The 13,024-nt window shown below is 44.7% G+C and carries 13 protein-coding genes; 4 read left to right on the forward strand and 9 right to left on the reverse strand.

What is annotated here, in order from left to right; genetic code table 11:
- Positions 1–23 precede the first annotated feature (23 nt).
- The 3 genes from N179_RS03080 (at position 24) to N179_RS03090 (ending at position 2,242) form a co-directional block, all read left to right on the forward strand.
- Positions 24–1,070, forward strand: coding sequence for a DUF871 domain-containing protein (locus N179_RS03080; RefSeq protein ID WP_075642161.1), 1,047 nt, complete (start codon positions 24–26; stop codon positions 1,068–1,070).
- The gene (locus N179_RS03085) at positions 1,067–1,594 is read left to right on the forward strand and encodes a hypothetical protein (protein WP_075642633.1); all 528 of its coding nucleotides are present in this window, start codon (positions 1,067–1,069) and stop codon (positions 1,592–1,594) included. The genes N179_RS03080 and N179_RS03085 overlap by 4 nt, the downstream gene beginning before the upstream one ends.
- A 102-nt stretch (positions 1,595–1,696) precedes the next feature.
- Entirely contained in the window at positions 1,697–2,242 is a 546-nt protein-coding gene (locus tag N179_RS03090; RefSeq protein WP_075642162.1) for a DUF1349 domain-containing protein, read from the forward strand.
- Between the two features lie 1,155 nt (positions 2,243–3,397).
- Here N179_RS03090 and N179_RS03100 read toward each other — a convergent pair.
- The 8 genes from N179_RS03100 to N179_RS03135 form a co-directional block, all read right to left on the reverse strand.
- Positions 3,398–4,036: a type 1 glutamine amidotransferase family protein gene (locus tag N179_RS03100; RefSeq protein WP_075642164.1), complete on the reverse strand. Its 639-nt coding sequence runs from the start codon at positions 4,034–4,036 to the stop codon at positions 3,398–3,400.
- Positions 4,037–4,111: 75 nt separating this feature from the next.
- Positions 4,112–5,056, reverse strand: a complete 945-nt coding sequence (locus N179_RS03105) for a helix-turn-helix transcriptional regulator (protein ID WP_075642165.1) — start codon at positions 5,054–5,056, stop codon at positions 4,112–4,114.
- 25 nt (positions 5,057–5,081) lie between these two features.
- The gene (locus N179_RS03110) at positions 5,082–6,188 is read right to left on the reverse strand and encodes a citrate synthase/methylcitrate synthase (RefSeq protein ID WP_075642166.1); all 1,107 of its coding nucleotides are present in this window, start codon (positions 6,186–6,188) and stop codon (positions 5,082–5,084) included.
- Positions 6,189–6,548: 360 nt separating this feature from the next.
- Positions 6,549–7,013, reverse strand: a complete 465-nt coding sequence (locus N179_RS17265) for a site-2 protease family protein (protein ID WP_075642167.1) — start codon at positions 7,011–7,013, stop codon at positions 6,549–6,551.
- A 143-nt stretch (positions 7,014–7,156) separates the two neighbouring features.
- Positions 7,157–7,909, reverse strand: a complete 753-nt coding sequence (locus N179_RS03120) for an iron ABC transporter ATP-binding protein (protein WP_075642168.1) — start codon at positions 7,907–7,909, stop codon at positions 7,157–7,159.
- On the reverse strand, positions 7,906–8,970 hold the full coding sequence (locus tag N179_RS03125) for an iron chelate uptake ABC transporter family permease subunit (protein WP_055967471.1): 1,065 nt from the start codon (positions 8,968–8,970) through the stop codon (positions 7,906–7,908). The genes N179_RS03120 and N179_RS03125 overlap by 4 nt, the downstream gene beginning before the upstream one ends.
- Positions 8,967–9,962, reverse strand: a complete 996-nt coding sequence (locus N179_RS03130) for an ABC transporter permease (protein ID WP_055969444.1) — start codon at positions 9,960–9,962, stop codon at positions 8,967–8,969. The genes N179_RS03125 and N179_RS03130 overlap by 4 nt, the downstream gene beginning before the upstream one ends.
- A gap of 20 nt (positions 9,963–9,982) precedes the next feature.
- Positions 9,983–10,975 carry a siderophore ABC transporter substrate-binding protein gene (locus N179_RS03135; RefSeq protein WP_075642169.1) on the reverse strand — a complete coding sequence of 331 codons (993 nt, stop codon included), beginning with the start codon at positions 10,973–10,975 and terminating at the stop codon, positions 9,983–9,985.
- A gap of 386 nt (positions 10,976–11,361) precedes the next feature.
- On the opposite strand from N179_RS03135, the gene N179_RS03140 reads away from it, so the two are divergent.
- Entirely contained in the window at positions 11,362–12,318 is a 957-nt protein-coding gene (locus N179_RS03140; protein WP_075642170.1) for a GGDEF domain-containing protein, read from the forward strand.
- A 55-nt stretch (positions 12,319–12,373) separates the two neighbouring features.
- Here the strand turns inward: N179_RS03140 and N179_RS03145 are convergent, their stop codons facing one another.
- The gene (locus N179_RS03145; RefSeq protein ID WP_075642171.1) at positions 12,374–12,931 is read right to left on the reverse strand and encodes a hypothetical protein; all 558 of its coding nucleotides are present in this window, start codon (positions 12,929–12,931) and stop codon (positions 12,374–12,376) included.
- Positions 12,932–13,024 lie beyond the last annotated feature (93 nt).

The following is a 13,024-nucleotide window of genomic DNA, read 5'->3' on the forward strand; positions in this document are numbered from 1 at the left end:
TAAAGAAGTGAAGGAGTGAGTCGATGAAAGGATTATCAATCTATTTAAGTGAACCGATCACAGACGAGACGAGCGAGTGGCTACAGCGGATGCGTGTTGTTGGCTTTACGTCGCTCTTTACATCGCTACATATTCCCGAAGACGATTCTTCACTGTACGTCGAACGCTTGCAAGCGCTCGGTCGTTTAGCACGTGAGCTCGGTTTCGAACTCGTGGCGGACATCGCACCAGAGTCGCTCGCGACGCTCGGCAAGACATGGGAGACGGCAGCGACGTTAACGGACTGGGGTGTCACCGGACTACGTCTTGATTACGGCATCAGTCCGCAGCAAATCGCGACGTTATCGAACCAAATGATGGTTGCGCTGAACGCCAGTACGTTAACAGCAGACGAATTGACGGAGATGAAGGCACACGGGCTGCGAATCGATCAAACGGAGGCGTGGCATAATTTTTATCCGCGACCGGAAACGGGACTCGACCGGACATGGTTTGACGAAAAGAATGCCTGGTTGCAGGCGCAAGGATTGCGCGTCCAAGCGTTCATACCGGGTGATGAGACACTCCGAGGACCGTTGTTTGAGACGTTACCGACACTTGAAGAACACCGGCATGCGGCACCATTCGCCAGTTACATCGATTTACAATCGACCGTTGACCGAATCCTTGTCGGAGATCCACGATTGTCGGAGGCAACGATCCGGCAATTTGAAGCAGAGCAAACCGGAGTCATCGTACTGCGGGCAGTAGCGAACGGACAGCAGACACAACGGGAGACAGAAACGAATCGGTTTGATCCAGCGCGGGATGTCATTCGGTCCGTCGAGTCGCGGATGAATCCGTCGACGATCGATCTGACACCGCAAGACCCGTCTGTCCGCCCGCTTGGAACGATCACGATCGATAATGAAAAATACGGGCGATACGCGGGCGAGGTTCAAATTACGAAACATAATCTACCTGCTGATGAGCGAGTCAACGTCCTCGGACGCGTGATCGAGGCAGATCAACCATTGATCGCACAGATTGGTCCAGGAAGTAAGTTCTGCATCGAATGGGTGACGCCATGAAGCGGCTTGTTGCGGAACGACTCGCCTATCTGTACCGTGGAGAATTGTTCACGGTGATTACGATTTTACCGCTGAGTTGGTTTGGTAATCGTGTCTTTCCTCGACTGCAGTTATTTGAACTCAGTGCCTTTTGGATGTCACTTTTTTTGTTTGAGCTGTTGTTGATTCAAGGAGCTTGGTATTGGTACAGCAAGTCAAGGCGTCTGAAGAAGGAAGGAACGTCGATCACCCCGGAATCCGTCGTCCGACGATTACGTCGCTGTCGTGTCTTCAATCTGGCTTTGATCGTCCTGACAGCATGTGCATTCGGACTTGATTGGATTCGCTTTCAATCCGATTTTCCAGTGTACGGGTTACGAATCACGTTGTTTTTGTATGTCTTTGCGATTCTTGAATACATTAATTATTTCCATATCCAACTGATGTACGATAACCGGTCGGATGTGCAATACTTAATACAGAATAGACGTTTGAAGCGATCGGCTTTATATAAGGATATGCAACGACTTCGTCCAGTCGTCTAAGGGTTCATCGAAAATAGGAGGGATTGTATGCTCGATATGCTCATTCGTGGCTATCGAAAGTTACGGAAGTTAAGAGGGCGATAAAAAGGAGGGTGTTTATGAATGAAATGGCTCAATCGACCGACACGGATCAAGGAGGAAACACCATTACGTTTCATGACGGATCCGGGTACGGATTTTTGGCGCAATACCCATTATCAGTTTAACCGTCTGACAGGTCATGCGTTGTTACAGGATGCTCCGGACGGGGAATTCAAGTGCCGAATCGAAGTAAAATTAAACCCGAATGCGACATATGATCAAGCGGGGATTTTGCTTTATGTGAACGACGATCACTGGGTGAAAGTGTCAGCTGAATTCATTCCGGATGGTCCGTCACATCTCGGTGCCGTCGTGACGAGCTTCGGGTACTCGGATTGGTCGTGTCGGGACGTCGATAATACGCTGTTTGATGCACCGCTGGTCTTTGAACTCCATTACCTCAATCAAGACGTCACATTGTATCACGTGACAGGAGAGCACAAAGAGCAACTCCGGATCGCACACTTACATGCCGTGACGGATTTGAAGATTGGACCGTATGCGTGTAGCCCGGATGTAGAAGCGGCAGGGTGTGAAGTAATTGTTACAAGATTTAAAATAAAATAATTTTTGAGGTAGAGTGATTTGTCTATTTTTTTATTCGTTGTAATTTTTGTTATACTCTTACATTTAACATCGTTAGTAATTATAACCATCTTTAAACTAATGTGGAGTATACTAGCGTGTCTGAAATCCAAATATTATAATAAGTTAAAAAAAGGATTAGAAAAAGGTAAAGCAAGAAAGTTTTATACGTACAGAAGAGGTGGAGTTACTAGCTTTTTTATTTTTATAGTTTTTATGTCTTTATTAATTTTTACTGTAATAATGTTTATAAAATTTATAGAAACAGAGAAATTCTCCTTTCAAATTATAGGATTTATTACACTATTTATTGATTTCTCAATTGTTCTATTTGTCGATAATATGTTAATTCCTCAGCAAAAAATTGTAGTGGAAATGGGTAAAACAAATGCGAAATCAAAGAGGAAAATAAGTTACATAGCTAATAGAATTCATTTTTTTATAAACAACTCGATGTCTTCGTTTTATATGGTTGTTTGTGTACTATTAATAAGTACAGTAATTCTTACTAATGTGCTAAATAAAACCAATTCGAATTTACTCCTTAGCCTATTTATCGCTGCGTTTATCTTGTTAAGTTTATACTCTAACACCTTCATAATAGAGAGTCGCTACTTTAATAATGAAGATGAAAATCCCTTTAAGTCTTATCAACACTACGATATTTACATTACCCATAAAAAAATAATTATCTACACCGGAGTATTTTTACTTTCATCATTTACTTGGTATCAGGAATTATTAGATTTAGAAAAAAATTTTGATATAAAAAATTATAGAGGAGATTTAGTTTTAATCACAACAATACTCTTGTTTTTACTATCGACTGATCGAATTTTCAAGTTAATTCATGATGACTATATAAAGTTTAAAAAAGAGACTCAATAGTACTTGTTGAAAATAAAAATATATTAAAGTAAATCATGTGGGAAATTACAAATAAATGAAAGTGTAGTCTGTAGATTTTTCTCATGACGTGACGGGCTTGAATTCGAAACTTATGTTTGTCCAGATTTAAAATTAGCAAAATGTGAAGTAGAAATGCTGAACTTTGCATTAGAGAGTGTTGAAGGATAAACAGATACAAAAAAAGTGGATTGACGATTAGCGTCAGTCCACTTTTTTATAAGAGAAGCTTTACAAATTAATTAATGTTGCAGCCATGAGATTAAAGAAATATTTCGCTTCATTCGTCTTATGAAGACCATACCATGCTTCTAACGTTTCAGGTGTGAATACATCGAGTGCACGAATCGTCTCATAAGCAAACTCTAATGCTGCCATTCCTGACGCTGTGATTAACGAATCATCACGGACAACTGGAGTATGTTGATAAAAAGATTCTCCGGAATAATTCGAGCAAACGGATTGTAAGTAAGACAAATCGTTACTTGTATGGACTCGCAGATTTAAGAATCCACTCTTTGCTAACCCTTCAGTCGCACCGCAAATCGCAGCGATGAGTGTTCCATTACTCAGCGCGTTGCCTACTTTATTCAATAGAGGGTCATGAAGAGACGCTTGCCATGTCTGTCCACCGGGAAGAATTAATGCATCCTTTGAAGTCATCTCTAATTGTGAAACGGCGATATCCGGTAAAATACGTAATCCGCCCATAGTCGTGATGGGGTGTAGCGTGGGTCCTACTGTAACGACATTGAATGGAGGAGCATCTGTTTTGAAATATCTTCGTGAATGTAACTCTGGCATCACATAACCGTATTCCCAATCTGAAATTGAATCGAATACATATAAATAGACAGTGTGAGTCAAGATAACCGCTTCCTTTACTATATGAGATACATTTAGTATAGAAAAGTTATCCTGACAACTACTGTCAGTGAAAGTAAATCATTGATGCGAAGCGATCAATTCGTGTAATCGATCAATGATTTTACTTTTGATTTCAACAGGAGAAACGACTTGTATCGATGTTCCATAAGCAATAAGGAGACTCGGGACTTGTTCGTCTAAAACGCTCGTCTCAATCATAAAAACAGCACGGTTTTGATTTTGTTCGATTAAACAGTGCTTAAAGTACCAGTGTTGGCAAATTGAATCGATAGTAGAGGTGTCACCGGAGAGGATTAGTTCACCTTGAGTTTCTCTTGAATTTGGTAGTAAATCGGTCATAAAAGAAGACTGAACATCGAAATCATCTGGAATATCGAATTGATCCGTCGTCACTTTGAATATGTGAATGCGGTCGATTTTAAAATGACGAATTGCTCCTCTTAACTGACAGAAGGCAGTGACGTACCAAGCGTGTTTCCAATAAGTTAATTTAAAAGGATTGATGTCACGGGATTGAATATCTTCATTGTTCGCGCGACAGTATTGAATATGTATGGTTGTTCGACTGCGAATGGCTTGATCGATTTCTCGTAACAAGATTTCGGCTCTCGACGACATTTCGGGTTGATAGGGAATTACATCCAAGAGCGGAGCATTTGTCGATGGTTTTAAAGCATGCTGTTTTATTTTTGAAATCGCACGTTTTAAAGCTGTATTACCATAGTAACCGGCTTCTTCTGCAAAAAGAGCAGCATGATATAAAGACTGCTGCTCTTCCGCATCGAAGAATAAAGGTGCTTCTATGAATTGAGTTAATAAGCTGTATCCGCCATGATGACCTGCTTCGGCAACGATAGGGACACCACTTGCCGAGAGAGTATCAATATAGCGATATACAGTCCGGATATTCATCTCAAGTTGTTTTGAGATATACTGGGCTGTTACTTTTTTACCAGATTGAAGCATCCAAAGAATTGCTAATAGGTGATCACTTTTCGCCAAAAGAGGTCCTCCAATCAATGAGTCATTAAAACTTAGCTGCTTTTTCTGGCATTGGTCCCGTATACGACGATTGTGGTCTGAAAATCCGGTTGTCTTGCGATTGTTCGAGGATGTGTGCCGTCCAGCCAATGATACGGCTAGAGGTGAACGTCGGTGTGAACAGTTCTTTCGGAATGTCGAGTCCTTTTAGGACGGCTGCCGCGAAGAATTCAACATTCGTATACAGTTTTCTACCCGGTTTGTATTCCTCGAGTAAATCGATCGCTGTTTGCTCCATTTGTGTAATCAGGTTGAACCAATCGCTCTCTTGCGCGAGATCTTTTGAGACGACTTTTAAGGCTTCTGAACGCGGATCGCGTGTTTTGTAGACGCGGTGACCAAAGCCCATCAGTTTTTCGCCTTTTTCTAACTTGTTTCGGATCCACGGTTCGATGTTGTCGATCGTTCCGATCTCATCAATCATCTCAATGACTTCTGACGGAGCGCCACCATGAAGCGGTCCTTTCATGGAACCAATCGCGGCACAGACGCCAGAAATCATTTCCGATTCCGTCGAGACGACGACACGGGAAGCGAATGTCGAAGCATTCATACCGTGTTCAATCGTTAGGATCAGATACGCCGTCAGCGCTTTGATCTCAACTTCACTCGGCAATTGTCCTTTAATCATATAGATGTAATTCGCGACGTGATCGAGTTCCGGATTCGGTTCGATGAAGTCAGTGCCTTGATTTTTTTGATATTTATAGGCGATGATCGATGGTAAGAGTGCTGTTACGTGCATCGCTTGATCAATTGTCGGTGGCCAAGCGAAAGCGGGTGTACCGAGTGCTGAGATCGCTGTTCGCATCGTACTCATGACATCCATCTCGTTCGGTAATGTATCGAGAATCGTCTTAATATAAGAAGGAAGTTCACGGTAGCTCGTCATCTGCTCTTTGAACGTGACCAATTCCGCTTCAGTCGGGAATTCACCATTCCAGATGAAATACGCGACTTCTTCAAACGAATAAGATAATGCGAGTTCCTTTGCCCAGTGTCCGCGATAAATAAGGTGACCTAACGTTCCATCGACTAAACCGATTTGTGTTTCAGCGGCAATGACGCCTTCGAGTCCTTTTTTGTATTCCATCTTCAACACTCCTTTTCTATTACCTACAGTCAGTATGACGTACGTTACCACTAAATCACCAGTAATTTGAATGCGTTTACAAAATTATTCTGAGGAGTGGTATAAACTAAGGTATGTGGGAGTCATCAGTTTATGCCGAATGTTCCATCTTTTTTCAATAAATCTAATATTTCTTGAGACGCTTGGATTTTCTATAGTTTCTCATACCTTAACGTAACTATATGTGTATATACTATCTTTTATCAAAATGCATATCGCAATCCAAGGTATGTTTTAGATGTACTCATTAAAAAAGACTAGGACATCTACACAGTCCCAGTCTTTTTATATTAAATGTGAAGAGATCATCCTCCTAATTCATTATGCATGATCTCTTCGTTTAAATAGATAGATCAGTTGTAATCCATCGCTTGGAAATCCACTAATTAAACGAAGTGGTAATAGATTGAAAATGACGAATATAGCGGACATACGTACGAAAGCTTGTAGGATGTATTGTATTGTCTCATTATGCAATAGAAAAAGGATCAGACTCCCGATCACAACACAAATGAAGTTAAACAATACACCACCTAGATAATAAAAAGATTTTTGCGTGCGATTTAACGTACTGATAGGACCGCCCGGAGTATATAACCCTTCCCAAATGTACTTTCTAGAAATAAAGAAATGTCCCAGTTGAAAAAATGGTTTTCCTTTTCCTAATGCAATGGATTTAATCGGAATACCATAACATCGTGCAGCGAACGCATGACCATACTCATGAATAATCAAACAAGGGAAATAGAAAAGAAACATGATGAAGTTATAGAGTAAAACATCCATATTCAGACACCCTTTCTAAAACTCATGTTACAAAATATGGATGATGGTTTCAAGAGGAGAGTATATACGAAAATGAGCAAACGACACCACTGTGTGATGTTTGCTCATTGATTTAAAAAGATATTAGGTACTCGCTATCAGCATCAATAGACGGCAATCGGACCGTATGGACCTTCGATGATCTCAAGTCGTGTCTCGAAAATCTCGGATAATAGCGCTTCATCCATGACTTCGGCGACCGTTCCGAAAGCGGCAATTTGTCCGTCCTTCATCGCACAAATGTGATCGGCATATTTCGCTGCAAAATTGATATCGTGTAAGACGGTGATGATCGTCCGTCCGAACGTATCAGCGACGTGTCGCAGGTACTCCATCATCTGGACCGAGCGGGCGATATCGAGGTTATTGAGGGGTTCGTCGAGTAGAATGTATTCTGTTTCCTGACAGAGTACCATCGCGACATATGCCCGTTGCCGCTGTCCGCCCGATAATTCATCGAGGTAACGGTTCTCAAGCGACGTCAACTCGAGAAAATCGATGTATTTCGAGATGATCGTCTCATCGTCAGCCGTCAAGCGACCTTTTGAGTAGGGGAAACGTCCGAAGCCGACGAGCTGGCGGACTGTCAGCCGGGTTACGAAATGATTTTCCTGTCGCAGGATGGTGATGATCTTCGCTAAGTCTTTCGATTTGCTACTTGTCACATCCATACCAGCGACTTCGATCTGTCCGGCATCGAGATCAAGCAAACGACCGATCATCATCAACGTCGTCGACTTACCGGCACCGTTTGGACCAATCAATGCCGTGAATCCGCCTTTAGGAATCGATAAATCAATTGGACCGATTCGGACATCATCCGTATACGATTTTTTAACTTGTTCAAGTGATATCATAGTGACCTCTTTCTAAGCAACACGATAAGGAATATCAGTCCGCCGAACAGTTCAATGATGACGGAGACGACGCTTGGCGTGTTGAAAATGTGATACATGAAGAAATAGGCAGTCGTTAAAACGAAGAAACCGATTGCGAATGCCATCGGGAAGACGTATTTATGATCGTACGTAGCAGCGACCTGATAACTGAGTGTCGCCACTAAAAAGCCGAAGAACGTCAACGGTCCAATCAATGCCGTTGACATCGACATAAGGAGTGAAATCAGAATCAAGAAGTAGATGACACTACCACGATGATTGACGCCGAACGATGTCGCGACCTCTTTACCGAGTGCGACGACGTTGAGTCGTCTTGACGAGAAGAAGAGCAATAGACCGACGATGAGGACGACCGGAATGACAATCGGGAAGTAAGACGCGTCGGCATTCGTGACCGAACCAAATAATCGTGCTTGTAAGATATCGAATTCGGATGGTGCAAGCATTTTTCGCATGAATGACGACAGCGAGTTCAGACCCGTGCCGAGAATGATTCCGACGAGTAACATCAGCTGCAGGTTCGCGTATTTTCCGGATAACAACCATCCGTATAATAAGAGACTCATCGCGAGCATGATCGCGACCTGTGTCAAAAAGGCGCTCGTGCCGGTAAAGCCGACGAGTGCTCCCGCACCGAAGAAGAAGATCATCGATGTCTGGATCGTCGAGTAGAGAGCATCAAAACCAAGCAGGGATGGTGTGATGATCCGGTTGCTCGTGACCGAATGAAAGGAGACGGTCGCGAGACTTTGACAAATTGCTGCGATCGCCATCGTGATGACGGCGGTAATTCGGCGTTCGACGACCGGCCAAAAGGATGGAGAATCAAACGGGACCGGATTATTGTAGAGCAAGAGACCGATCGTACTGAGCACTCCGCCGCTGAGGAACAGAATGAGGAGAATCCAGTAGCGGCGCTCGAGTCGTTTCGACTGAAACGCAGACGCCCGGCGATTGGTTTCACGTGTAACGCTCGGTTGAATTCGTGTATGTTCCTGTTGTTTAATCGCAGTACTCATCTGACACCTCCAGTCTTCCGTCGACGTAACAGAATGATGATGAAGACGGCTGCCCCGACCGTTCCGAGAATCAAGGAGACCGGCAGTTCAAACGGACGGATGATTGTGCGTGAAATCAGATCACTGATTAGAATCGTTGCCATCCCGATCAGACAGACCCACGGTAAATTACTACGGAGATCGTCACCGCGAAACATCGAAACGATGTTCGGAACGATCAGACCGAGGAAGGGCAGATTGCCGATGACGGTCGCGACGACACCGACTGATAGGGCGATCAGCCCAGTCGCAATCAGCATCAGTCGATTGTAGTTGACGCCAAGGCTCGTCGCGATGTCTTCGCCGAGTCCAACGAGCGTCAAGCGACTCGCGAGAAAGAAGATACAGACCGTGACACCGATGATGATCCAGAGGTATTCGTAGCGACCGATTTGAACGGACGCGAACGAACCGACGAACCAGCCTTCGATTGCTTGGCTGGCACGGAAAAATAGTCCGAGAAACGTCGATATCGCGGAGATGACGGCTCCGAGCATCAGACCGATGATTGGGACGATCAACGATGAACGCAGTCGGACCGAACGGAGAAACCAGAAGAAGACCATCGTCCCGATGAACGCAAACACGATGGCTCCGGTCATCCGCATCAACAAGGACGGTGCCGGAATGAGTAAGTAAACGGCTAACAGTCCGAGTCCCGCCCATTCGATCGTTCCCGTCGTCGTCGGTTCAACGAGCCGATTTTGCGTGATCAGTTGCATGACGAGTCCAGCCATTGCCATCGCAGCACCCGTCAGCATCAAGGCGAGTGTCCGCGGAACACGTGTGATCCAGAACATATCGAAATCGTTCGCTGCACTCCGTAGTTCGTAGACGCCCGTGAAGAGGGAAGCCGCTGCGAGCGCTAAGACGAGACATAAGGTCAAGACGAACGGCTTCGTCCAAACGACAGAAAAGGAAGGTCGAGCGGGTGGCTCAACTCTTCCATTCATTTGTTGCTGTGCGTGTGCCATTACTTCTCGAGCGCTTTCGCGATGTTAGTGAAGAATTCAGAGTACGTCTGAATCGATTCATTCAAGTACGTGTCTTTTGGTGCGTAAACGATGTTGTCGTCTTTGATTGCTTTTGTTTTCTGCAGGGCAGGCGCACGGTCAATGACATCTTGCGCCGGTACGGCACCTTCAGCGTTTCCAAGTGGTGCGTCGCGGTCAAGGACGAGTAACCAGTCCGGGTTACTTTGAGCAATCGCTTCGACCGAGACTTCATCACCTTGGTCGTTGCCCGATTTTTGTTTGACTTCGAGGGCTGGTTTCCAGTCGAACAGATCATACATCGGTCCGAAGACACGTCCACTCATCGGAGCCGAGAATCCGATATCGCCGCCTGAGACGATGACCGACATGACGCTGTCCTGTCCGTTATACGATTTTTTAACGCCTTTGATCGATTGCTCAAGCGTTGTCACGAGCTGGTCCGCTTCTTGTTTTTTATCGAAGATTTGTCCGAGTGTTTCAGTCGTATCTTCAAGTCCTTTGACGAGTAACTCACCTGGCGTACCGGAGTCTTCCGGTAAAGCGATGTCAAGATCGATGACAGCGGCGTTCGGGACGAGTTTTTTGATGTCTTCGTAATGATCAGCGAAACGCTGGCCGACGATGACGACGTCTGGATTGACACCAGCAATCGCTTCGAGGTTCGGTTCGAAGTGCATGCCGACATCGACGATATCCTTGTCTTTTGCGTATGGTGATTCAGCCGGGAGCAGTCCGACTGGTGCTGCTGCGAGTTCGACGTTCCATGCGGCAAGCGTCTCGAACGTTCGGTTGTCGAGTGCGACGACTTTTTTCGGATCGACCGGGACGTTGACTGTTCCGTGTGCGTCCTTGATTTTGACTGTCTTCGGTGCTTCTGCGTCCTTCTTCGTGTCTGCTTCTCCTGCGTTCCCGCATGCCGCCAATAAGACAGCAAGCGAACTCACGACGAGTGGTGTTTTCCATTTCCCCATGATGATTCAGCTCCTCTTGTTTGATTTGATAAACATGGATCACGAATTGAGTAGCAGATGGATTATGTATACCTACGTGATTAATCTGTTCTCAATAAGTGATAATGATTATCATTGTCATGTTCACCGAGAATGATAGCAGACGATTTTGGAAGACGCAACGCTCATTTCCAGCCAAATGGCTGTCTGAATTTTTACCTTCTATAAACTATACGAAAATAAAAAAATGATAATCTTTCTCATTTAGACATGGAAGTAGGAATATTTGACGCTTTTGACGAAAACAGGTTTAAGCGACAGTCAAAAGAGAAAGTGGTAATAAATGTAACGTTTTTGTTTTTCAAATCAGAGAAATTGCAGAGAATGACTTCGAATTGAGGTGCTCTATGAATCAACCATTTGAAGAATTGAAGATGTATCAAAATTTTGATGAATTGGCTGATGATGTCCTCGATTTCGCGAAAGAGATTCTACCCGAGCAGATGCTGTATTTATCAGCAATCGAAGCAGGACAACAACGGATGCTGAAGATTGCGAACGCTAAGGTGGATATCCCAATGGTCGAAGGCATGCAGATTGAATTGAACCAATCGTTATGTAAACTGATTGATTTCGAGACGAGACAGCCGGTCGTGCTCGAAGATATTCCGAACGCGGAACAACTCGGCGATTGGCGAAAAGGACTGGAGGAGGCTCACGTCCGTTCCTACTTGGGTATTCCAATCGTCTTAACGAGCGGGGAGACGTTCGGTACGTTATGTGCGATCAATAATCGGGTTAGCTTGTATGACCAAAAGAACATCCAGTTATTGCAACGGATCGTCCGACTCTTCTTGTACTATTTGGAGCTTGAACGCCATGCTTGGAAGGATGCGTTGACAGGACTGCACAATCGACGGTACTTAACGAAGCAGTTCGAGGAGCATCCCGGGCAGACAGGGGCCGTCTTCTTCCTTGATCTCGATGGCTTTAAGCAGGTCAACGACGTCTATGGACACGAGACGGGGGACATCGTCCTGCAAGAAGTCGCACAACGTTTGCGACAGTTCGTCCGCGAACAAGACGATGCGATAGCCGTGCGACTAGGCGGCGATGAGTTCATTTTGCATTTCGGACACGCCGATTCGAGGGAAGAGTGGGAACGACTTGCGGAGCGGATCGTCACTTCGTTAAGTGAGTGGAAAACGGACTACCGCGTATCAACGAGCATTGGGATCGTGATGTATGACACTGCGTTTCGTCCAGAGTTGCAATCCTTGTTACAACAGGCGGATATTGCGCTATATACCGCTAAGTCGTCAGGGAAAAATACGTATCAGTTCTATGAGATGGCGAAGAAATGAACGAATATCAAAAGACCTGACGCTTCTGAATCTCTTCAGAAACGATCAGGTCTTTTTAGTTGCCATGAAGACGATAGACGATCCGAATGATGTCCTTTTTCGGAAGCTCGGGGTACTTGAGACATAACTGTTCGACACATGTCACAGGATCTTCCTCTTCTAACAAGCGGGTGGCTTCTTGGACGATTGGCTCATGTTGTGCGCTGACTTCAGAAGACGAAGCAGTCGAATCGCTCGATTGATGAATCAGGTAAAACAATACCGTATGTACAGATACCAGCACGACTTTTGTCGCAAGCGTGATTGTAATCGACGCAACGTAGAGGTCCATCCAGAGTAAGACGCTCAAACTGACGGAACCGTTCACGACAGCAAACAGTATGTTCGAGAAACGACGCTTGAACAGTCCACCAAGCGCACGCATCATCCCGTCGAAGACGACGCTGACGAACAGGCTAGCGAGATAGAAGCATAAAAGAAACACTAGACAACCAACGAACGAATCGTAGGACACATCTCCGACGTAGAAAATCAGTCCATCGATCATCAGTAAAGGGAGCACTAAGAGCAGACTGAGCAACACAAGCGAGATGGAGGAAACCAGTCGTGACATCATATCATCCTTTCCGTGCAAATGATTTCGTTAGACAAGAAACGCAACATACAAACTAGGATACCGCTTAACACAGTTGATTACAATTATTGA

The sequence above is a fragment of the Exiguobacterium indicum HHS 31 genome (assembly GCF_001939065.1).
GTDB lineage: Bacteria > Bacillota > Bacilli > Exiguobacteriales > Exiguobacteriaceae > Exiguobacterium_A > Exiguobacterium_A indicum.